This window comes from Rubritalea squalenifaciens DSM 18772 (genome assembly GCF_900141815.1).
Taxonomy (GTDB): Bacteria; Verrucomicrobiota; Verrucomicrobiia; order Verrucomicrobiales; family Akkermansiaceae; genus Rubritalea; species Rubritalea squalenifaciens.
The window spans coordinates 130673-152475 of sequence record NZ_FQYR01000006.1 but is presented as its reverse complement, the minus strand read 5'-3'; the positions used below and the strand labels follow the sequence as shown (position 1 = coordinate 152475).

Genomic DNA, 21803 nt, shown 5'->3' with positions numbered 1-21803 from the left:
CACCTGACCCGCCCCTTCATGTCATCGAGCCGACGCATCACCCCGGGGAAAAGCTTTCTCATCCTCGGCATTCTCTACCTGATAGTCTACTGCCTCATCAGAACCGTTTTCACTCCGGGCGCTTACGGCATCAGAGTCTTCGGAACCACCGAGAGCATCATGGACGTTACCCGTAAGCCGATCAGCGCCAAAGGCCGTATCCAGTGCTACACAGGAGCCGCCCTGACCACCCTCTACTATCCATTCATCATGATCGAGGAAACCATCACCGGCTGCGCCTTTGTCAAACCCTCCGACTTTATCAAAGTCAGCAATGGTGGCACCTACACTCCTCCCCCATGAAACCCTCTACTACCGCCAGCAAGGCCTTTCTCACCCTGGTCTTCCTTTACTTCTGCAGTTTCCCGATCCTTCGCTTGACGCTCGTTCAGGAATTCGGAGTATGCACAAACGACCGAGTCTTTGGCATGACGCATGACACCTCCGTAGCCCTCCGCAAAGGCCACTACACTGGCTACCGCACCCAGTGGAAAATAGCCGGCTACCTGAGCCTCATCTACTACCCACTGCTCATGGTAGATGAGCAAATCACGGGAGTGGATTATCCATCCCTACCCCACATGTTCACTTCCATTTAGAGCATCCACGCTCTAAGAAGTAGAAGAACAATCGACTCGATACCACCATGCTCCGCACACTCATCCTTTCCCTGCTGCTCTCTCTGCCACTACAGGCCAAGGAAGTCAGCATTGGTGAGAACAATGACAAACTCAGCGGCACTCTAGAAACCCCAGAGACTCCCACCAAAAGCGCAGCTCTTTTCATCTCCGGCTCTGGCCCCACAGACCGCGATGGCAACTCCTTTGCCCTCCCCGGTAAAAACGACAGTCTCAAAATGCTGGCCGAGGGACTGACTAAAAACGGCATTGCCACTCTGCGCGTGGACAAACGCGGCATCGGCCAGAGCGCCGCAGTCGATGAAAAGAAACTCACCATCCATACCTACGTAGCAGATATCAGGCGCTGGATGCACTACCTGCGCTCACAGGGATACACGGACCTCACCCTCATTGGTCACAGTGAGGGCGCACTCATTGCTCTGCTTGTAGCCGAGCAGGAGAAAGACATCGCGCGCCTCATCTCCATCTCTGGTGCCGGCCGCCCGGCGGTAGACATCGTCAAAGAGCAGCTAAAAAAACAGCTCAAGGAGGAAACCTACCTACAGGCACTTCCGGCGCTCGATCTTCTAGCCAGTGGCAAGCAGGCCAAAGACTACCCACTCCAGCTTGTCGCCTTCCTTCGCCCAAGCGTGCAGCCCTATCTCATCTCCTGGTTCCAGATCGACCCCGCAGTCGAAATCGCCAAGCTAGACATTCCCATCCTCATCCTCCAGGGCACTACAGACCTCCAGATCACCGTCAAAGAATCTACACTGTTAGATCAAGCTGCGACACAAGGAACCCTTGAGGTCATCCAGGGCATGAACCATGTGCTCAAAGAATCCGGAGGAAGTATCCAGCAGCAGCTACCATCCTATTCAGATCCCACGATCCCGCTGCACAAGGATCTCTTGAAAGCCATACTGAGATTTTTCAAGGCCACCAAGTAACAATCAATGTCCAACCAATCCCCATTGTCCCTGAGCTACGTGCGCACCGAGCAAGATTTAGTAGAACTACAGCTCTATTCTATCAGGAATTCTCCAATGCACAGAAAGCAACGCATGAAAACTTTAGCTATACCTCCCATAGTTCTTCTTTTGCTCGCTTATTGGACCTACGTCGCCACAGAACAAGACATCCGCTCTTTCCTCCCCGCCCTCATCTTCAGCACAATCTGGGTCATCATACTACTTGTCAATTACGAGAAGTATACCATCAATGGACTTCTCGCCAGCTTACGCACTCCTGGCCACGAGAAAATCTACGGATCCTACATACTGAAGCTTGATGATAACGGCCTTTACTCCATCTCCCCGCTAGGTGAGTCCAGTTATCACTGGCACGCTGTAACTAGCGCTGAGCTCTCTCGCCAGTATCTTATCATCAATCTAATCGGGAATACTGCTTTCCCCATCCCCATCGATGCCATCGGGCTCTCCAAAGCCCAGGCCGCGCGTGACTTCATCCAGCAGAAAATAAGTAGTCCACCTGCTTTGCCAGCCAAGCCTTCCAGCATCTAGTCACCCTAGTGCCTTAGCCCCCCTCACCCTTTATCCTTCCCCCGCCTGCCATTATCCTCTACCCCATCTACATGCTAAAAACACCAATCGTTCTCCTTGCCGCCTCGGCACTCCTCAGCTCCTGTGGCAGCGACATCACGCCTGAGGAAGAGGCCAGCGTCCAGACCGCCGTCGAGTTCGCCAAGGAAAAGACCGAGCACACCTCACCTACCCAGACCCTGGAACAAGCACGCAACATCAAGGTACTCCCGGTCCAGCGCGAGCGTCTGGTGGATGTCTTCCACCTGAAGAATGTACCGAGCAAGCGCTCCCTCACCTCATCCCAGGAAGGCGTGGTCGACCACACCGAGGCCTGGCTTCTGCCAAACGGACTCACCCTCCGCGCCTACAACTACAAGGTCCTCACCAAGCAGCAGTATTTCAACACCCTCTCCCTGATCAACAACGACCAGGCCTCCAGCCCGGAGCAGCCCTTCTTCCGCTTCTTCGATATCAAGGACTCCAGCGGCAAAACCATCTACGCCTCACTCGAGCAGAAAGACGTCTCCCCTGGCAGCAAGCCCTGAGCCTGAACCTTCTGCCGACTAGACCCCACTCCAGCGCTTCAGTACCGCAGCGGGTAGGAATTCTCGATAGTATTCTCCTCGTCCTACCCGGCTGGTCATGACTTTGCCCGTGGCGCTGGCGTAGTTCGGTGAGTGGTTCACATGAATGTCATCGCGCAGCTTGGGTTGCTGCGCATCTTTGCTTCTCACAAAGTCTTCATACTTGATGACCTGCAGCCCCAGCGCACCGCGACCTAACAAACAATCCTGAATGTCCATGGAGGCGGCTACAGAGGCCGAAGCCCCCTCGGCATCCAGAAAGGCTGCACTCCAGGCATTCATCGGTAAATAGGTGAACAGACAGCTCACTAACAGATCCAGAGGATCACGCCGCACCACCGTGACCTCCGCCCCGGGAAAGGCATGCAGCCAGAGATCCAGCTGCCACTCCATTCCCGGATTCTTATCCACCCAGCGCTCCGCATGACTCAAGCCGGGCATGAAGGCGAGCATCTGCTCACGGTAGCGGCTACGCACTTTCCCTGCCAACTTGGGCACCCAGCCATCTGGCTGTTGAGCCTCCAGATCCAGCTCATCAACCACACGCGCAAAAGCCCCCACCTCATCGGCAACACCAATCCCCATCTCCACGCCGCAATGCACAGCGACCACCGAGGTCCCCGCACGTGGATGGCCTGTGACCAGATGGGGTGCATTCTCCACAGGATCAGACGCTGGCAGGACAAACTGAGAAATTCGCTCACGGCACCGGGCTTGCTCGCTCTGCAGCTTTCTCACCTCACCCGCTAGAGCAGCTCTCTGCGGCTGCATCAGCTCCTTAGCCCCACACATTTCCTTCCAGGCATCGGCATACCTTCCCAGCCTTTCGAGCGCGTTAGCTAGCGTCAAGCGTGCCCGGTAAACGGTGCGCAGCTCCACACCCGCCAGGCCCCCAGTCAGGAATCCTTCTAAAATTTCAACCGCCTTCTCTGGATCACCGGCACGCATCGCCAGCACAGCCTGCATCATCACCGCACGCGGCTCCCTCCCTGCAAGGGTATCCGCCAAGCGTCCGGCCAGTTCCATTTCACCCGTACGCTCCAGCACCTCCAGTAGTCCGCTTCCAGCCGCCACCTCACCACTCCGTTCCCAAACTCCCTCTAACAGGCTTCTCGCCGAAGCATAATCCCCCATTTTGAAATACAGTGAAGCCACCTGAACGCCGAGAGCTGCATCCCGCTCACAGCCTCGCTGCAGCCTCTGCAGTTTCTCCCTGGCCTCACTCACCTCACCCAAAGTCGCCTGAAGCATCGCGCTTTCCAGCAGCAAGCCCACATGAGCAGGCTGCTGCCTGAGCAACTGGCGGTACATCCGCGCAGCCTCACGCAGTTTCCCTTGCTGGTACGCGGCTCTAGCCAGGTGCCATTTCTTTTCCAGTCCAGTCATTCTTCTCAAGCGATCATCCGGCCTCTCTATTCCAAAGACCAAGCAGATAGCAGACAACACCTCATCACCCATCAGGCCAAGTGCAAACTTCATTTCATATGCAACGCAATTTGCAAGTGCACACATTTTTACTTGCCAGACCTTAAGACAAACCACTATGACATAGGACGATCTCTCTCTCTTTATGAAAGAGCGTATCTGCTCATCATCTCCGTAACACGCAAAATAATGAAGTATAAATACCCAATCCTCCTGCTCACATTCGGCCCCGTAAGTACGGCCAGCGCTGCCAATCTCATTCTCAATGGCGACTTCGAATCCGGCCTGACAGGCTTTCACAACTACAACGTCAGCTCAGAATTAGGCACATTCAAATATGGCCCCCCAACCTTTGGCTCCACTCTCCCAGACGACTGGTCCAAGAACGGATCACGAAACTGGGTGGTGACCGACAATGGAGCCGCCGCGAGCTTCGATGACCCTGATAGCAACTACGCTGTCCGCTTGGACGGCGCTGTCAATGGCGTGAACACGGGTAATGGTGATATCTTTTTCCAGACAGGCATTAACCTTGTGGCAGGTCAGGATTACCGTTTTGAAATTGATATGTGGTCCGAATCTGGCTCACAGGGTGCAGATTTGGGAGCTCTACTTACAGGCTCTGGCCTGGATACCATCACCTTGCTGGACAACTACATCGATGCGGTCGATGGAGTAGAGAGAGTCGGCGTGAATTTCACCGCCAGCCAGACAGGCTCCTTCACCCTGGAACTCTTCAATGCCAACCAGCTGTCTGCATCCAGCAGCAACCATACCTGGATCGATAACGTATCTCTGGAAGCCGTCCCCGAGCCAACAAGCACCTCGCTGCTGGGTATCGCCGGACTCACGCTGATCCTGCGCAGGCGCCGCTAAGCCATACCATTTCCAGAATTGACCAAGCCGCGGCCACTTAGGGTTGCGGCTTTTCTGTACTCTGTGCTAAGCTACAGGGTATGAAGTCGTTATTGCTCCCCCTGCTGGCGCTTCTCTGCGCCCTGCCCTTGTCTGCCTCTGAAGATTCCAGGCCTGCGTTCGCGGATGTCCTGGCGCGCCGTGTGGAAAGCACGGTCATCCCCAAGGTGGATTTCCGGAATATCACCATGGACCAGGCGCTCGACTACCTGCGCCAGCGTTCTGCGGAAATCCAGCGCGAGGGACGTGCTGTCCCCTCACGCATTCCACAGCCCACTCCCGGCAAGGAAGGTGAACCAGAGGGCATCGGCCCCGGCGCCAAGCGTCTCACTTTCCAGGCTAGCGATATCACCACGGGAGATGCCCTGCGCGCCTGCTGCCGCCTCACCGGGAATGATGCCTACGTGACCTCTGTAGGCACCCTCATCGTGAAGAAAGGCCATAAACCCTTCGCCAGCCCGGATGAAAACCGCACCCTGATCTGGTACTCCGTCCACCGCCAGCACACCTCGCTCACCAAGCTACAGGACAGCGCCTCCGAGCAGATCCTCGCCCGGCTGGAGGACACCATCCTGACTGAAGTCGCCATCAACAATCAATCCCTGGCCACCGCTCTGAAAACCATCAATTCCCGCAGCAGCCCCACCGCGACCTCCCCCACCATCATCGATATCAAGCTCCAATCTGGATCCACCCAAAGCTCCACCGGCAGCTCCACCTCCACCCAGAATCCTCCCACCGTCACGCTGAACGCCCGTACCATCCCCTTTGCCCAGGCCGTGGACTTCCTCTGCACCCAGGCGGGCTACACCTGGACTCTCAGCACCCAAGGCGGCGACCTCGCCCTCATCATCAAGCCTCACTAACCATCAGCATACTCAGCCCGAACTCACCCAGCATGCCATCCGGCATGCTTTCTTTATGGAATGATACAAAACGAACACCAAAATGTTCTCGCTTCTTGAGCACCACTGACTTACTCTGCGCATCCTGTCGTCGTTTCGTCCCCGCTTATCACCCCTGAAATACCCCAAGCCAAAAACAATCGAACCCTACCTCAAGGAACATGCACCGCATTTATATCTTCGGCCCGTCCGGCTCCGGCACCACCACGCTCGCCAAAGCTCTCTCCAGCAAACTAGCCTGCCAGCACATCGATACAGACGACCACTTCTGGCAGCGCACGCCGCAGCCCTACACCAGCAGCCATCCTGTAGATAAGCGCATTTCCACCATCCGCTCCGCCATCGAGGACCAGAAAAACTGGCTCATCTCCGGCTGCATGTGTTCCTGGGGCAAACCCTTGTTAGACAAGACCACCCACGCCATCTACCTCTACCTTCCCTGGCAGATCAGGCGCGAGCGCCTCAAGCAGCGTGAAATCCGCCGCTACGGCAAGGGCTGTCTCTCACCCGGCGGCCACCGCCACGCCCACTTCCAGAAATTCATCGACTGGGCCTCCCTCTACGATACCGCGGACGAATCCATGCGCTCCCGCCGCAGGCACGATACCTGGCTGCACAACTACCAGCTCAACAAACCCGTCCTCCGCCTGGAGAGCGACCAATCCGTCCAAGACCGCCTGCAGAGAGTCCTCCACTTCCTGGACAAGACCTCCCGCCCAGCCCTCGTCTGAGAGATCAGGAGCATTTAGACAGACTACCCCCCTTTAGAATACCAGCCTATGCCTGCGCGGCCGGCTGATCATACGGGCATTTACTTATGCCTAAAGAACAAGCCCGCATTCTGCCGCAGCCACTTGGCCTTGTTCTGCGTGTCATCTTCCAGGCTCTTCAAAGCCTCCATCTGCTTCAGCGTAAAGCGCCCCACCTGCGGCTTCTCCTCTTCAGGCAGCAGCACCACATTGACACATTGCTCCTTCAGGTTCGCATCCACGCGGTACTTCATCACGTCATGCTCCTGTGAGCTCACCTCAAAGGCTTGCCCCTCCCTCAAGCGACTCTCCACCAGCCTCATCCTACGGAGTAAACCCTGCACCTCTCCACCGCTGATAACGCGCTTCATACCGAACTCAGCATAGTGAAGATTACAGTCACAGTAGGCCTGGCTCACCTCGCCCCTTACGCTGAAGCTCAGGCTCAGATCGCCACTCTTGAGGGCTTCACTGGTAAATCCTACATGCACCCACTTGGACAGAGGACGGCGCATCACCTCACTCTCCTGAGGAAGTTTACCTCCACCTAACAAAGCTATGTACCACTGCTCTGCCGCCTTAGCCTCTCGGATGGCCTCGGCCACTTTCTTCCCCTGGCCCGGCATAAAAACAAGCGCTGTTCCTCCACGGCTCACCCTAAGCTTCCATTCTCCATCCAGCACCATGGATTCATAGATGGTGGTCATTTCGCCAGCATCCGCCTGGGAGCGCACCGATCCTAAAAAGCTCTCCTTCTTCACCGCCAACTGAGCGGCCTTGATAAACATCTTCCAGTCTTCCTCAGGCATTATCCTGAAACCGGGCTCAAACTCATCACACCTCACTTCCACACTGGACTCCACCACACCTCCCTCTCGCTTACCATACACCATCACCTGCAGGCGAAACTCTCTTTCAACTTGGTAACGGCGATTCGTATCCACATAGACAGACAAATCCCAATCCCCCGGCACCACTTTTTCTTCTGCCCGCAGAGCCATAGGCAGCAACAGCATCACACAACACACGCTTAAAAAACCTCTCATCACGACAAACAAAGTCATTCTATTTCTTCCTGTAAAACAAGCCCGCATTCTGCCGCAGCCACTGGAGGCTCTCCTGCTTCCGTTCTTCAAGACCGATCACCTTGGCCAGCTCTTCCACACTCACCACGCCGCGGTAGCGCCGCACCAGCCCTGCGTCCGCTGGGGTCGAGTAGTTCAGCCACATCTCGGCCTGATCTCCCCCGGCATACTCCAGCTCAAGTATGTCTCCGGCCTTTCCTTTGAATTGATGGGCATAAGCCTTGCCTGCCTCGAGAGCTTTCTTCGCCTCCGGGATCAACCTAACAAGCTCTCGCGCTACATCCTGGCCGACCGGTGGATCGCGCTCCACCACATTCCGGCTCTTATGGAAAAGCTGCCAGCGTGCCTCATCCGGCCAGTCACCGCGGCCACATTCAAACTCCTGCTCCAGGATCATCCGGCCCAGCTTCACCCTCTCCGCCCGCATGATCAGCCTCACCTCCTGCACCTGTGGAGGCTGTCCCTCACGCTTCTCATACCAATCCCGCGCCTCCAGCACCTTGGCCAGACTCTCCCGCCAGACTAACAACTGATCGCCCAGAAAATTCATCACCCTCCCCTCTTTCTTCACCAGCACCATCCAGACCCCATACTTCCGGCGCGACTCGAACACCGCCAGATTCGCCTCGCACTGCAGGGCCTTCTGCTTCACTGCCGCCTCACACACCTCACCAAAGGCACGCAGCTCGGCATCCTGAAACCTCCACTCCCCCTGATGCGGGTCTTGCAGCACCACTCCCATCTTCACCTCACCGGCCTTGCCCTCCTGCCCGCTTGCAAAGTCGCCGATATCCACAACTACCGACACCACCGGACACACTCCCCCAGGCTTCCCCGGATGAAACAACAGCCGATACCTCCCGCCCTGCGGCATCGCTTCCTCCCCACCTAACAAGGCAAGGGATAAACCCCAAAACATCCCCAACACAGCAAGAAGACTCTTCATACTAACGAACTACTGCTTCTCCCGCACCAAGAGCCCTCGGTTCTTCTCTAGCCACTGCTTCACCACCTGGGCCTCCTTCATCTGACCAGATATCTCAAGCACCTGATTCATTCCAAACACTACTTCATAGGCAACTTTCCCATCATTCAGCTCCACCTTCACCCACTCCCTATCAGCATCACCTCGTACCTGGAATGTCCCCACCTTCTTAAGAACCAGACTTCCCTCGAAGTCTTTGCCCACCTTCACTTCAGTAGCAGCCTTACCCAGCATCTCTAGCACACCCTCCAAATTTTCTTCCAAATGTTTCACGCGAATAGGCTCCCCTCCAAAAGGGTCACGCACCTGGCCATCCTCAATCTTCTCGTCCATACTGAGTCTCTGCTTGCACATGATCTCTCCCTTCTCATCGGGGGCACAAAACAAGACACACCATCCTCGCCACCCCTCAACACGGCGATACACTTCCCATTTAAGTACCTCAGGAGGCCTCATCCCCTTAGTCTTCTCCGGCAATTCCCCCGCCACCAGCAACTGATTGTACCAAGCCTTAGCCACCTTTGCCTCCTGTACTTTCTTACACCATTTCAGTCCCTCGGTCGGAGTATATAGATTCCCTTCGTCCACTTTCCTCCCATTAGCGGAGATACGCACCCACCATTTCTCCTCCAGCTTAACGGACTCAAACACCACATCATAGGCAGGCAGTCGGGCATAGCTCACCTCTAGCTTGCCAAGTTTACCTGCCAGTGCCATCTCACACACTTTGGCAAAGGCATCAAAGAAAGCCATCTCTCCATGCTGCACCACCGATGCAATTTCAGAATCCCAGTTTAAAAAATGATCCTTCGCATACACCTGCCACTCCACCGCCCTCGCACCTGTCTGATCATCCTCATCGACAATCAAATAAACACCCTGGGTCCCTGGTTCAAACTTCTCATCCGTTTCTCCCTTTGTCACCACGAATAAATGCCATCCCTTCGGCAGAATCTTCTCCCCACCTAACAAAGTAGTCGACATCACCAGTATGAGCCACACGTAAATTACCTTTTTCATACCCCTCATTTTTTCTTACAAAACAAAGCTTCATTCTTCCGAATCCACTTCAGTCTGTCCATGCAGTCGTTGAGCAATTCGTGGATGCGCTCCTGGTCCTGCTTCGTGAAGCGTGCTTTATAGATTTCTCTTTCCCCATGCAGCGCCGCAGGAGACATCGCGACACTCAGGCTTTGCTTCTCCACATTCCCGCGCACCAAGTACTCTTCCCCGAGGATTGCCGCCCCCCACTCCTTCTCGTAGGGTCGCCCCTGCATCAACTCCATCCTCCCGGAAATCAATAATTGAAGCAAATGCTCCCCCCCCAAACTGCCACTCATCACCCCATTCTTCACTCCATATTCCAGCCTGGAATCAAATGCGTAAGGGCGCTCCTCCGTGCTGTAGCCTCTCAATGCAAAGCGGAAGCCAAGCCCCCCAACCCTCACACTACCACCATCATATTCTGCATACGTAGCCGTCCCGACCGGCCTCCTCAGCTCGGGTGTTTCCTCAGGCACCTTCTCCGACTCCAGCAACTTCCAGTACCAGGCTTTGGCCATCTTAGCCTCGGACAAGGCATGCTTCAGCTTCTTGCGCGCTTCTTGACCCAAGACCAAGTTCTTGTCCTGACAACTCAGCTGCACCACCCACTCATTCCCTTCCTTCTTCACCTCACAAAGCAAATGCCTTTGCTTACCTCCCAGCATACGCTGCTGCACGAAATCCCGAAACTCTTCACCCAATCTGGCCTTGTCGCAGGCCTTGAGCACCAACTTCAACTCAGCATCACTAAGCCTTCGCTCACCTCTCGGCAGTTCGCTCCAGTTCACAGCTGCCCTTACATCACCCAACTCTTCACCAGGCTTTTTCATCAATGCCGTAAAGACATTCAATGCCTCCCCTCGCTCGTGCGTGTAAACTCCCATCATAAACTCTCCCCCAGAAGGGATCAACTTCTCCCCACCTAAAGAAACGAGAGGCAGAGCCAAAAACATCCAGAGTACACACAGCACCTTCATCCGGCCATCCTACTCACCCTGCACCGTATAAAACAATCCCAGATTCTCACGCACCCAGGCCACCTTGCAAAGCTAGCTGAGATGGACTATGCTTTCCCCCTGTCGTTTATCAGCACTAAACCCCTTCTAAACCATGAAAACCCCAGCCTTCCTGATCCTGCTCTGGATCCTCAGCCAGTTCGCCTCCAGCGCCCAGCAAAGCACCCAGTGGGAGTACAAGCTCTGGGAGGCACCGAACGGCTATGGCAATGATCGCATCGAGCGCGTTCTCAACCAATATGGTGCCCAGGGCTGGGAGCTCACCTCTGCCGTATGGACCCAGCATCCGCGCGGCAGCACACCGGCCGGCAAACTGGTCTATCACTTCAAGCGGCCTCTCTACGCTCACTACCCCAGCCGCCCCGGGCATACACGGCCCACCCCACCCGCTGAGCACCACCACTCGCTGAACATCTATCTGGACAAAAACGGACACCCCTCACTGCCTCGCCACTTCCATGGCAGCTTCAATGACACCGTCAAAGCCATCATCAAGCGCCAGCCGGACATCCCCATCACCATCTACGCCCTGCCCAGCAACAAACCCTCCCACATCACCTCGCTCCACTCCCGTCTGAAAAGCTACGGCGCCAACCAGATCCAGGTCAAAGTCGACCGCTGAGACTTCTGCCTGGCATCCAACAGCCCAAACCACCCGCTCCTTGACCTGAGCTAGAGGACGGAGCAGAGTGACAGACATGAACTCTCTGGCATCATGGCTCCCCTTGCTTTGTCTGCTGGCAGCCAGCTGCGTTCACCTGGACAACTCTAACACCTTATCCAGTCAGACTCAGGACACGTTGGATCGCGCGCACAGCATCCCCCAGCGCCCACTCACCCGCCCGGAGCTCGTAAAACACTTTCAGCTTGAGAACATTCCCAGCCGCACGGAAACCGGCTACACCCACCGGGGCTATCAAGCGATCCGGGAAACCTGGCAGCTCCCCAACGGCATCCAACTCACCGCCGACGGCTGGCACTACGACGGCATAGACCGCAGCACCTCCCTCCTCTCCGGCTTCAATCATCCTCCCAAGCGCCAGCCAGCATCTCCCCCCAAGAAAACCGTCTTCTCAAGTATCGAAATCACCGACGCCAAGGGCAAAACCCTCTACCGGAAGTCACCCGGAAAATACTGACCGAACAAACGTGCCCGAGAAGCCCACATCAGCTAGTCATCTCCTTGGCTGGTTGCTGAACTTCATTCTGAACAATTCTCTATGCCTCGTACATTCCAACCAGGAGACCACCCTGACGACTACCGTTATCTTTTCGAAGGTCACACCCACACCCTAACAGACCTTGAGATGAAGGTATGGAGGAAGATCATCGTTCAGAAAAAAATCGAAAACACCGAGGACGAGACTCATGCATCGTTGATGAGGCTAAAATGGCTCGACAACTCACCTGAAGTAGACGCTCTCCTCCAACAAGGGGTATGCCACTTTTATAAAGCCACCTTCGAGCGGATCCTCAGGGAGGCTCCTAGTGCCTTGAACACTTGTCCTCAATGCGGCTCCCTATGCCGTACCAGCAAAGCCAAGCTTTGTCCCTACTGCTCACATTCGTGGCGCAGCGCATAAGCCACCCTCACAAGACCGACCCATTCGTGAGATTCGTGGTAAAAGACGTTCCATCTAGCCCGCTTTCTGACTCTTCCGTGTATTCCGTGGTTCACAGCGTTTCATTTAGCCAGATTCGTGAGATTCGTGCTATTCGTGGTAAAAGACGCTCCATCTAGCCCGCCTTCTGTCCCTTCCGTGTATTCCGTGGTTAAATCCGCTCCATCTAGCCCTCATGAACGGCATATTAAAATGTCGTTAGATAGCCGGTAACGCAACAGTTTGAGCGTGCATTTTTGGTATTTTACCCTTACACTCTTACCCTCGTTTTTTATGGATGTGTGTGTGTCCATAAACTGTGTTTTGTGAATCCATAAACAACCTAACAGCCATGAAATCCCTCGTTCTGGCGACGCTGGTCAGCGCCTTCACCACTCAAGTTTTGCCTGCGACTGTCGTCAGCGGCACCAATATCGCCCTCGCAGGGTCTGGCCCCCAGTATGCTCTAGCCATCTATCAGGACAGTGCCGCGACCGATATCACCGAGATCATTTTCACCGTATCCGGATCCCAGCTCAGCTTTGACTTCGCGAATCTGGATAGCGGGTCGGACTGGTACCTCGTCTCCAATCTGGACACCTTCACCAATGCCACGATCGAGGCCGATACCTTCCAGACCTTTGCCCGTATAGAAAACCTGGTCTACGAATCCTTCGTGATCGACCCTGGATTTGGCCCCTTCTACCTGGGCGTCGCCACCACGCATACGGATACCATGTACACGGGTGACCCGCCGCGGGACGTCTTCGGCTGGGTGCAGCTCACCAATGCCGGTGGCAACCTTTCCATCGGCGCCAATGCCGTAGCCTATGAAGAATCCGGTATCATCATCGGCACCACCGACACAATACCCGAGCCCAGCACTCTCCTGCTCGTCCTGCCAGCCACCCTCTACGCACTTGGCAAGCACAGGCGGCGATAGCACTAACAAGTCCTTGCAAAAAGCAAACCCGGAGCCGCCTGAGCGACTCCGGGAACCCGTTTATATGCTTGATACTAGAAAACACAAACTTACTCCTCTGCCTGTGAGGCAGGTTCGTGCACCCCTCATAACGGGCGCCTTTAGGGAAAAATTAGAATTATTTTCATTATTTTTTTCATTTCAGCACCCAGAGAAGACAAGTCCTTCACCATAGACATCTTGCAGAAACCTTAGAAAATCAGTAGAGTAAGAGTTGCTATGAAAAAATGGACTCTACTCGTACTCTCCGCACTCGCTCTTGGCTCACTTACCAGCTGTGAACCGATCGATCCGGACTACCGCTACACCCCGACCTACTCCATCTACACCGCCCCTCCCCGTGACGACTACCATCACCACCACGGCGGCCACCATCACCACCACAATGAATCCAGACCCCACCACCACCCTAACAACCAATGGGACCGCGTAGCCTACAAAACCGCCAACCAAAGCCTAAGTTCACAAGACATCAGCAACATCAACAGCATGACGAAAAAGAAAAAACGCTAAGCTGAGTGCCTCACTCATGTAACCTAACACAAACCCGCGCTGGCAGCCTCAGTGCGGGTTTTCTAATTTAGATAGTCTCTGTCCTACCAGTAACTAAATAGAGATTTGAAATCAGTACAAATTTCTTCTGCTCCGTAGTAACCACCCTCCACTGACACACTAACAACCCCCTTGCATTCTTCACCACCTCGGTAATCAAGAGCCAAAAAATGATGTCCGTCTCCATCCAAAATAATAAACCTCTCCAACTCCTCTTTATCATTGGCTAGATCTTCATCATCCTCCACATCACCTCGTAACTCTAACCAATCATATACAGGAATCATAGCAAACAACCATCTATCCTCACTGGTATCCAGTGTCAGACTGCAAATAGAATCAAACGCGCATTCTTCATAGGGAGCAAACTCGTGAACATGACCTCCATTCTGGAGTTTCAGTAAATTCTTCAGATCTTCTGGCAATTTGACACCGTATTTACTTTCGTACTCTAGGATAGTCTGGTCCGTAACACTCCCGTATTGAGTGAAATAACACTCCCTACCATCTTCATAGGGTTCATTCGGCAAAAGAATCGACTTATAGTCACTTGTTGCCACATGCTCTTCATAGTTTTTCAGGAATTCTTGGTATTTGGCTCCGTTCACAAATAATCCTTTATCTAACAAATTTATATTTTTCAACTACACAGTAAGAAAATCTTCTCCCTAAAGGACTGAACTACCCCCAAACAATACCATTCCCAAGCACCGGGATTTATCCTAGCCTCCCTCCGTGCCGAACTCGCCGTCATCTCACCCGCTCTCGAAGCGCCCGAGACTGCTGCTTATTTTGAAGATCCTCACCTGGTGTGGACTGATCGCCTCACTCTGGATTTATTTGTTCGTCTCGCTGTTTGCCTATGCTTACGCCAGTGAGTTACTACCCCTTCCCATATCCATCCTCGCCACGGCCAGCATCTTTCTCTGCAGCATCTACGCCCTCACAGGAAAACTCCTCCCGCAGAAGTCCAAGCCCTACCTGATTTACTTCGGCCTCGTCTACCTGCAGACCTGCATCCTCACCTCGTACGAACACACCCTGGTCATGGGATCCCTCCAGATCAGCCCCATCCCTGACGACGGCGGCTTCCGCCTCTTCCTAGCCTCCTTGGTCCCACTTCTACTTCGCATCGCGCTGGACAAGGCATTCCCCAAAGCATCACAGGCATAATACCCCACCTTCAGAGTTCAGGCTCGACTCCGGTGGGAATCACTACCTAGAATCCCCGCATCGTTTCACCTAACCGTTTTGCTAGCATGAAAAACTTTTACTTCCTAGTCGTCACCTTCCTCCTGATGTTCCCTGCCGAAGTCATGGCAGGACCCGGCGGTTCCATCGTCAAAGCAGCTACCAAAACGATCTGGGGCAAAATCATTCTCGGTCTTCTCTTTGTCATCCTACTGCCCTTCATCATTTACATCTCCATCAAAGAGTACCTGGCCAAACGCAAGGCCATGAAGACACTCCGCGTGGCCGGACTCTCCCTGCCAGACTTCGACTGGATCAAGCTCAAGCGCCGTGTAGAGGACTGCTACACCCGCGTGCACGATGCCTGGGACAAGAATGACACCCATCTCGCAGCCGACTGGATGACCAACTGGTACTGGCAGAACCAGCAACTGGTCCATCTGGACCGCTGGGAAAGCGAGGGACTCAAGAACATCTGCGAAGTCTACAAGATCAAGAGCGTCACTCCGATCATGTTCGCCTACCGCAATGACGGCGGCACCCCAGGCGAAGGCTCCGAGCTCGCGGTCGTCATCACTGCCAAGATGGTTGACTACCTGATGCGCAAGAGCGACAGCCGAATCGTAGAAGGTGATGCCAAAGCCAAGGACGCCAACCACATCTGGTCCTTCACCTATGAGAAAGGCAAGTGGCTCGTCTCCAGTATCGCCCCCTACGAACAACTCTCCGACTACTTGGAAATCATGAGTGCCCAGCCAAGCCCGGACGAACTCAAGGCCTACCTGGCGACGAACTAGGGATTTCTAATCCCACAACACAATCCATGAAACCTCGCTACAATGAGCGCTACGCAAATGACCCTACATCCAGTCGAGCGTGCATAAAGCAGTATCGGAAATTTCTCGCAGAAGATGTGGAAGGAATCTCTCTGGCTCTATTCCACTACCGTGGCGGCAAGGAGGAGTTTGATATCGCGTGCGAGTATTGTCACAGCAACGACGCCAAGGACCGCGCCGCTGGAGCTGACGCCATGGGTCAGCTAGGCTGGCAAGACAGAACCTTCCTCCAAGAGAGCCTCGACATCCTCATTCCCATGCTTAAGGACGAAGACGACTACGTCAAATACTGTGCCGCCGTAGCTCTTGGTCACCGCAATCACCCAGACGCAATTCCCGCCTTACTTAAACTTACTAATCACCCAGATGATCAAGTGCGCTACGGGGTAGTATTCGGCTTACTGGAACATGAAGACCCTCGTGCAATCATAGCTCTCATTACCCTCAGCCAAGACAAAAATTCCGAGGTACGCAACTGGGCCACCTTTGGTCTAGGCACACAAATCGATACTGACTCCCCGGAAATCCGCCAAGCACTCATCAGCAACCTCACAGACAAAGACCATGAAATCCGAGGGGAAGCCCTCCTAGGTCTGGCCAGACGTGGCTACCCAAACATCACCCAAGAGCTCATTAACGAATGGCGTGATAATGACATCAGCTCCCTCAGCCTGGAAGCAGCCGAAGAAAGTGCAGACCCGAGACTGTTCAACCGTCTGCAGGAGCTGGCCTCTATTTTTTCTGACATCGACGACGAGTACTTCACGGATAGGCTAAACTGCGCCATAGCTGCCTGCACTCCAGCTCCTCACTAAACAACCACCTACTCCTCGACCGTTCTCACCCACAGATCCGCATTTCACTCACATACGCATTTCATAGCGCCTTCTGAGTTCCTCATTACGCCTCTTCCACTGCTCCAAGTTTTGAGCCACTCTCTTCCTGTACAGCTCGGCGTCCCCGAGTCGTCCCGCTTTAACAAAGAGATCATAAGCCTGCTTGGCTTCGCTTGTTTCTTTAGTATTCAGAAGCTCATCAAGCACCTCGCTCACCACCTCTGGAGTACTAGAGCCCTGCTCACTATCCATCAACGAAATAGCATTCTTAACCATCACCTCGTTCAGCAATTGCATTTGATAATAGCGGCCCTCTTTAGCCAACACTTCAGCCTTAAAATCCAACAAATGCCTCAACGCCCTCTGCGCATCCACATCATAGTGGTCCGCCGCATGAGCGGCCATTGCTAGAAAACGCCTGTCCCCCTCCTCAACCTTCTGGTAAACGAATTTCCGGTACGCCTCGAACTCCCCGCGGAACCACAGCCCCAACGCCTTGAGCATAGGGTGCCTGGACTCCGCCATCAGCTTGGCCACCTCTTGCCAAGGATCATCTGCCATACGTGGGACTTGAGAATCATGGTAACCGTCAGCAGGCACCGCAACATAGAGGAACCACTCTACATCAGAGGGCATATAGCGGGCGAGCTGTTCCCCATAACCATGCATGTGACAAAATAGTGCGCTGATTCCAGATTTGGGAGCCTTCCTCCGCATGAACGGCTTTCCAAGATACTCACTATCCCATCCGCCCAGCTTGTCCACCGCCGCCTCATACTCATCAAAGCGCTGCTCCATCTCCCTAACCAACGCCGCTCCATCTCCTCTCTCATGCAGCTCTTCAAAGCGCTCGGTCGCCCACTCTCTACCATAAACTTCCCCAAACGCACTACCCCGCGCCATCATATCCTCTACGGCAATAAACAGCAGCCCCACTACTGCCAGCACGAAAACACCCAGCGCCACACGCCCCCGACGGTCGGCACATCTAACACTGCGGAAAATCTTCATCCCCGCATGCTAGCCCCGGCCCCACTACCCACAAGCCCAAAAGCCACGCACCAGATAGTCCCCTCCTACTGATCCTTCTGGGTATTGCATCGTTCGATCTTTGCTTCATCAACCTGCCCCATTCGTGAGATTCGTGGTAAGAAGACCGCAACCACCTACTCCTCGACCTTTCTCACCCAGAGATCCGCTTTCCCCTCTTCAGCCTCGTACTGGATCTGCACGATGGCATGAAGTTTAGCCAGCAACTCCAGTCCCAGCTCGCCCAGGTCATTCTCGCTGGCCTTCAGCCGCTTCTCCAGCGCGTCTTCATAGAGGGTTTCATTGAGCAGCAGCACATCGGCAGGCGGACAATTGCGGAAGCAGTAGTAGAGGAAGCGGTCCACCTCCTCGGCATCCACATCCAGTCGCTCATCCACGGAGTCCAGCATCGCCTTGAGCTCGTCTAACAGCTTTAAGCGCTTCTCCTGGTCACCGTCGCGCACCTGCTCCAGTCCATTCTCATGGCGGTGCAGGACCAGCTTACGGTGAGTCTTCAGCACCGTGCCCAGGCGCCTATACATCAGCTTAGTCATTGAGGGTTTTAAAAATAGGGTTCCCTTACCCTAAAACCCTCAGCCTCAGCATGACAAGCCATTTCTAACACCCGTTTGACGACCTGACTAAATTCCAGCCAGGTCAGAGCCCTGACAAAATCCTACCCCCTCTTCCGGATCGCCCGAAAAGCCTTCTTGCCGCGCTTTTCGTACATCCGTTCCTCCTCGTGGCTGAGGCGTTTCTTCCAGCGCTCGTCTCGACTGACCAGATACAGCCCCTGATCGGTACAGAGCAGCAGGTAGTTCCGGTTAGAATCCACCAGCACATCATCCGATCCCTGCAAGACCCGGTTCCGAGCCCGGCTCACCTCCTTCACCCTGCGTTTATCCGCTTCTGAATCACTCCAGAAGACCACCACATCCAGCACGGCTTCCACCGCGGCACCTAAAAAGCTGATCAACATAACACAGCCTAACTACTAGCACTCTAATCATCCGCTTACAATCCCGCCTCTACAAAAAGCCTCACATTTTCCACACCCGGTCTCTAGGCCCATAAAATCCCGCTACCGCCAGCAGCCTATCCATGCTACAAACTTGGCCATGAACCGCGCCCTTGCCTTCCTCTTTGTACTTATTGCCAGCGCCCAAGCCGGGATCCATGCCGATGGTGTCTCCCTGGCGCCCATCACTGTCCTCGTCAGCCGTGGCGATCAGGCGGCCGAGGGCATCCGTGTGCAGCTCAAAGACGTCGGCGAAGGTAGCCTGACCGAACTAGACCCCGAGAAAGTCCATCACAGGATTACCAGTCAGCTGGACAAACCCTCACTCACTAGCAACTCCGGCACAGTCACCCTCTGGGCCAGCTTTCCCACGGCCTCCAGCCCTACGAGCCTCACCACCCGTCAGCTCAGAGGTCAGCTGATCATAGGTCCAGAGAGCCAGCCGCTCTTCAAAGCCCCGCTCAGCACCCTCATCCCCGCGGAGCAAGCTAACAACCCAGCCATCCTTCTGAGCATCGACCTCGACAAGCCCGAGCAGCAAACAGCAGCAGCGAACGCCGCCGCCATCCCCGACCTCAGCAAGGCCTTCCCCGGTGAAAAAATCTTCAGCCAGTCCAAGCTACAAGGCATCGAAACCTACAGCTACCTCACCAACGCCTCCTTCGCCGAACTCAAGAAACAGTTCCAGGCCTATCTGGGAGCGGAGTGGAAGGAAGTCGCCATCGATACCGAGGTAGCCAAGCAAGCCGATGAAATCGTGGCTGACAGTGAATTTAACATAGAAGGCAATACCCTCTTCGAAAACGCCAAGCACCCCGGCGTCCAAATCGGACTCACCCAGATGCCCATGGAACTGGAAGGCAAAAAGTACCTCGCCAACATCACCCTCCTCCGCCTTGGTGAGGGTGAATAGCTCTATGCGTTAGCTATGAAATTTGTTTCCGACAGTGACTACCAGAAACTCAAGGCTCGCGGCTTTTGTCCAGAGGCTCTCGCAGAGGCTCGCCAGGCCCGCAACCTTACACATAGAGCATTGGAGCTCATACCCAGGATCGAGAGAGCATTCGCGGGCATTACCCTGGGTGATGGTATCGGTCTTTGTGAGGCACGAGGCATAGATAACCACGAAGATGAAGCTCAACTCGCAGAGCGCCGCAAACACGACATTCGTGATGACTGGAGGAAGCTCACTGCAGAGACTCTCAATTTCTACAAAGGTTTCTCCTTTCTAGATAGAGACGGAATGATCTTTCACATCCCCGCCTTTCTCATCTGTGAGTTACGTGGTGAATTAGACTGCGGCAAACTTCACCACGAGTTCACCTGTCCTCGCTGCGACTACATCTCGCTACTCAGCATGGAGCAACGCCAGTGCATCCGAGACTTCCTGCTTATCATTCGCGAGGACCCAGAATACCAATCGGTGCAGTACGACATTGACAGTTCCCTCGAATCGTACTGGCAAGAAACCACCACCTAAGCTTTCTGGAAACTAAGAAGACTCCCCTCGACGCCGTTCCCCCTATATGAAGCACGTCACCCTGCTCAGCCTTTTCCTCACTGTGATCGCCTCAGCCGCCGAGCCGATCTTAAGTATCAAGCTCGGTGCTCCTACGACGACCCGTAGCCGGCAGGACATCATCATCACCAACCTCACGGACAAAACCATCTCCTACAGTGCGGATCTGAGCAGCAAGCATCCTCGATACCGCTTCCAGTACTCCAAGGACGGCAAGCCCGCTATCATGAATATCTTCCGCTGCGCCAATGGCCGTGGCTACGTGGATCTCAAGCCCCGCGCCAGCGTACGCTTTCCGTATTTCCCTCCAGAAATTCCCGGCCCCTACAAGATTCACCTCGATGTCCACCCGTATGCCGCCGATGCGATCCCCAAGGGCAGCAAACCCATGCCCATCGAAGCCCCCATCGCTCCTCCCACTGCGGACGAACAGAACCCTTGACCTCAACCAGCGCAAATGTTTAGGATGATAGACGCCTATTAGATTTGTGCCATGAAACCCTCTCACCTCATTCTATCTTCACTCCTCTGCCTAAGCTCGGTCCATGCCGCCTCAATCAGCATTAATTTCCGCATCGGCAGCAATGACAACAACTCGGTCGACTCCGACGAGTCAGCCACGTCATTGGTGAATGTCAGCGGCGCCAACTGGAATAACATCACCGTGCGCAACACGGGGTCCGCAGGAACATTCGAAGTCGACATTGATGGTACAGCTCTGGTGAACGACTCGGGCGCCAATGCCGCCACGCTCAATACCACCATCGGTATCGGCGGCGGATATTCCCAGTTCGGCGACGTAACCAGTGGCGCGAACCGCGGCCTCTTCGGCGAAGCCGGCCTGATGCAATCGTTCATGAACTACGGCGGCTCCGTAGCTGGCGAGACCATCACCATCAATGGCCTGGGCAGCGACTTCACCACCAGCGGCTACAGCGTCTACCTCTACTTCGACATCGGCGGATCCAGCCGCGTCTACGGACACACTGTCGATGACGGCAGCGTTTCCCAGACCTTTTGGACCAACGACACCTCCGGCACCGACTCCGATGCCAACGACGATGGCGTCATGGAATGGGTGCAAGCCACCGGGACCACCTCTGGCGATGCGACCACAGACGCTAACTACGCCGTCTACACCGGCCTTTCCGGAGACTCCTTCACCATCTCCGGCGTCTCCACCGGAGGCCGCGCCATCCTCAGCGGTGTCCAGATCGTCGCTATCCCAGAGCCATCCAGCACCGCCCTGATCGGTCTCGCCGGACTCGGTCTCCTCCTGCGCCGCCGCAGAGCGGAGTAAGAAGCCCGATCTAAGCTATCCATACTTT

The 21803-nt window shown here is 54.8% G+C and carries 29 protein-coding genes; 20 read left to right on the top strand and 9 right to left on the bottom strand.

Annotation, left to right across the window (positions count from 1 at the left end; genetic code table 11):
- Positions 1–18: 18 nt before the first annotated feature.
- The 5 genes from BUB27_RS16625 to BUB27_RS16605 all read left to right on the top strand — a co-directional run bounded on the left by BUB27_RS16625 (position 19) and on the right by BUB27_RS16605 (position 2748).
- On the top strand, positions 19–342 hold the full coding sequence (locus BUB27_RS16625; protein WP_143185012.1) for a hypothetical protein: 324 nt from the start codon (positions 19–21) through the stop codon (positions 340–342).
- Positions 339–638: a hypothetical protein gene (locus BUB27_RS16620; RefSeq protein ID WP_143185011.1), complete on the top strand. Its 300-nt coding sequence runs from the start codon at positions 339–341 to the stop codon at positions 636–638. Before BUB27_RS16625 ends, BUB27_RS16620 begins: the two co-directional genes overlap by 4 nt.
- 47 nt (positions 639–685) lie before the next feature.
- Complete coding sequence (locus tag BUB27_RS16615) at positions 686–1609, top strand: alpha/beta hydrolase (protein ID WP_143185010.1); 924 nt, start codon at positions 686–688, stop codon at positions 1607–1609.
- 114 nt (positions 1610–1723) lie between these two features.
- Positions 1724–2182 (top strand): YcxB family protein, encoded by a 459-nt coding sequence (locus BUB27_RS16610; RefSeq protein ID WP_159435041.1) that lies wholly within the window; start codon positions 1724–1726, stop codon positions 2180–2182.
- Positions 2183–2253: 71 nt separating this feature from the next.
- Positions 2254–2748, top strand: coding sequence for a hypothetical protein (locus tag BUB27_RS16605; RefSeq protein WP_143185008.1), 495 nt, complete (start codon positions 2254–2256; stop codon positions 2746–2748).
- Between the two features lie 18 nt (positions 2749–2766).
- Here the strand turns inward: BUB27_RS16605 and BUB27_RS16600 are convergent, their stop codons facing one another.
- On the bottom strand, positions 2767–4266 hold the full coding sequence (locus tag BUB27_RS16600; RefSeq protein WP_159435040.1) for a tetratricopeptide repeat protein: 1500 nt from the start codon (positions 4264–4266) through the stop codon (positions 2767–2769).
- A gap of 135 nt (positions 4267–4401) precedes the next feature.
- Here BUB27_RS16600 and BUB27_RS16595 point away from each other — a divergent pair, with 135 nt between their 5' ends.
- The 3 genes from BUB27_RS16595 to BUB27_RS16585 all read left to right on the top strand — a co-directional run bounded on the left by BUB27_RS16595 (position 4402) and on the right by BUB27_RS16585 (position 6763).
- Entirely contained in the window at positions 4402–5088 is a 687-nt protein-coding gene (locus BUB27_RS16595; protein WP_159435039.1) for a carbohydrate binding domain-containing protein, read from the top strand.
- 80 nt (positions 5089–5168) lie between these two features.
- The gene (locus tag BUB27_RS16590; RefSeq protein WP_143185006.1) at positions 5169–5993 is read left to right on the top strand and encodes a hypothetical protein; all 825 of its coding nucleotides are present in this window, start codon (positions 5169–5171) and stop codon (positions 5991–5993) included.
- 200 nt (positions 5994–6193) lie between these two features.
- Complete coding sequence (locus BUB27_RS16585; RefSeq protein WP_143185005.1) at positions 6194–6763, top strand: AAA family ATPase; 570 nt, start codon at positions 6194–6196, stop codon at positions 6761–6763.
- Positions 6764–6843: 80 nt separating this feature from the next.
- Here the strand turns inward: BUB27_RS16585 and BUB27_RS16580 are convergent, their stop codons facing one another.
- The 4 genes from BUB27_RS16580 to BUB27_RS16565 are packed head-to-tail and all read right to left on the bottom strand — an operon-like array spanning position 6844 to position 10872.
- Positions 6844–7797, bottom strand: coding sequence for a hypothetical protein (locus BUB27_RS16580; protein ID WP_143185004.1), 954 nt, complete (start codon positions 7795–7797; stop codon positions 6844–6846).
- Positions 7798–7846: 49 nt separating this feature from the next.
- Complete coding sequence (locus BUB27_RS16575) at positions 7847–8812, bottom strand: hypothetical protein (RefSeq protein WP_143185003.1); 966 nt, start codon at positions 8810–8812, stop codon at positions 7847–7849.
- A gap of 9 nt (positions 8813–8821) precedes the next feature.
- Positions 8822–9871 (bottom strand): hypothetical protein, encoded by a 1050-nt coding sequence (locus BUB27_RS16570; RefSeq protein WP_143185002.1) that lies wholly within the window; start codon positions 9869–9871, stop codon positions 8822–8824.
- 5 nt (positions 9872–9876) lie between these two features.
- On the bottom strand, positions 9877–10872 hold the full coding sequence (locus tag BUB27_RS16565; protein WP_159435038.1) for a hypothetical protein: 996 nt from the start codon (positions 10870–10872) through the stop codon (positions 9877–9879).
- A 133-nt stretch (positions 10873–11005) separates the two neighbouring features.
- Between BUB27_RS16565 and BUB27_RS16560 the strand changes: the two genes are divergently transcribed.
- From BUB27_RS16560 to BUB27_RS16540, 5 genes are all read left to right on the top strand, one after another.
- On the top strand, positions 11006–11533 hold the full coding sequence (locus BUB27_RS16560; protein WP_143185000.1) for a DUF4177 domain-containing protein: 528 nt from the start codon (positions 11006–11008) through the stop codon (positions 11531–11533).
- Between the two features lie 76 nt (positions 11534–11609).
- Positions 11610–12050, top strand: coding sequence for a hypothetical protein (locus BUB27_RS16555; RefSeq protein WP_143184999.1), 441 nt, complete (start codon positions 11610–11612; stop codon positions 12048–12050).
- An 81-nt stretch (positions 12051–12131) separates the two neighbouring features.
- Positions 12132–12494: a hypothetical protein gene (locus BUB27_RS16550; RefSeq protein ID WP_143184998.1), complete on the top strand. Its 363-nt coding sequence runs from the start codon at positions 12132–12134 to the stop codon at positions 12492–12494.
- A gap of 370 nt (positions 12495–12864) precedes the next feature.
- Complete coding sequence (locus BUB27_RS16545; protein WP_143184997.1) at positions 12865–13455, top strand: hypothetical protein; 591 nt, start codon at positions 12865–12867, stop codon at positions 13453–13455.
- 258 nt (positions 13456–13713) lie between these two features.
- Positions 13714–14007 (top strand): hypothetical protein, encoded by a 294-nt coding sequence (locus BUB27_RS16540; RefSeq protein ID WP_143184996.1) that lies wholly within the window; start codon positions 13714–13716, stop codon positions 14005–14007.
- 83 nt (positions 14008–14090) lie between these two features.
- On the opposite strand, the gene BUB27_RS16535 is transcribed toward BUB27_RS16540, so the two are convergent.
- Positions 14091–14675, bottom strand: coding sequence for an SMI1/KNR4 family protein (locus tag BUB27_RS16535; RefSeq protein ID WP_159435037.1), 585 nt, complete (start codon positions 14673–14675; stop codon positions 14091–14093).
- A gap of 106 nt (positions 14676–14781) precedes the next feature.
- Between BUB27_RS16535 and BUB27_RS16530 the strand changes: the two genes are divergently transcribed.
- The 3 genes from BUB27_RS16530 (at position 14782) to BUB27_RS16520 (ending at position 16888) form a co-directional block, all read left to right on the top strand.
- Positions 14782–15219 carry a hypothetical protein gene (locus BUB27_RS16530; protein WP_159435036.1) on the top strand — a complete coding sequence of 146 codons (438 nt, stop codon included), beginning with the start codon at positions 14782–14784 and terminating at the stop codon, positions 15217–15219.
- Positions 15220–15305: 86 nt separating this feature from the next.
- The gene (locus BUB27_RS16525; protein WP_143184993.1) at positions 15306–16034 is read left to right on the top strand and encodes a TIM44-like domain-containing protein; all 729 of its coding nucleotides are present in this window, start codon (positions 15306–15308) and stop codon (positions 16032–16034) included.
- A gap of 26 nt (positions 16035–16060) precedes the next feature.
- A complete protein-coding gene (locus tag BUB27_RS16520; protein ID WP_143184992.1) occupies positions 16061–16888 on the top strand; it encodes a HEAT repeat domain-containing protein in 828 nt (275 codons plus the stop codon).
- 48 nt (positions 16889–16936) lie between these two features.
- Here BUB27_RS16520 and BUB27_RS16515 read toward each other — a convergent pair whose 3' ends face one another.
- From BUB27_RS16515 to BUB27_RS16505, 3 genes are all read right to left on the bottom strand, one after another.
- Positions 16937–17920: an ATP synthase subunit B family protein gene (locus BUB27_RS16515; RefSeq protein WP_143184991.1), complete on the bottom strand. Its 984-nt coding sequence runs from the start codon at positions 17918–17920 to the stop codon at positions 16937–16939.
- A gap of 155 nt (positions 17921–18075) precedes the next feature.
- Positions 18076–18492 (bottom strand): hypothetical protein, encoded by a 417-nt coding sequence (locus BUB27_RS16510; protein WP_143184990.1) that lies wholly within the window; start codon positions 18490–18492, stop codon positions 18076–18078.
- A gap of 122 nt (positions 18493–18614) precedes the next feature.
- Positions 18615–18917, bottom strand: coding sequence for a hypothetical protein (locus BUB27_RS16505; RefSeq protein ID WP_143184989.1), 303 nt, complete (start codon positions 18915–18917; stop codon positions 18615–18617).
- A 139-nt stretch (positions 18918–19056) separates the two neighbouring features.
- On the opposite strand from BUB27_RS16505, the gene BUB27_RS16500 reads away from it, so the two are divergent.
- Genes BUB27_RS16500 through BUB27_RS16485 form a run of 4 tightly spaced genes read left to right on the top strand, consistent with a single transcriptional unit; the run spans position 19057 to position 21775 of the window.
- On the top strand, positions 19057–19869 hold the full coding sequence (locus tag BUB27_RS16500) for a hypothetical protein (RefSeq protein WP_143184988.1): 813 nt from the start codon (positions 19057–19059) through the stop codon (positions 19867–19869).
- Positions 19870–19884: 15 nt separating this feature from the next.
- Complete coding sequence (locus BUB27_RS16495; protein ID WP_143184987.1) at positions 19885–20436, top strand: DUF6714 family protein; 552 nt, start codon at positions 19885–19887, stop codon at positions 20434–20436.
- 46 nt (positions 20437–20482) lie between these two features.
- Entirely contained in the window at positions 20483–20917 is a 435-nt protein-coding gene (locus BUB27_RS16490) for a hypothetical protein (protein WP_143184986.1), read from the top strand.
- A gap of 51 nt (positions 20918–20968) precedes the next feature.
- A complete protein-coding gene (locus BUB27_RS16485) occupies positions 20969–21775 on the top strand; it encodes a PEP-CTERM sorting domain-containing protein (protein WP_143184985.1) in 807 nt (268 codons plus the stop codon).
- The last annotated feature ends 28 nt before the right edge of the window (positions 21776–21803 follow it).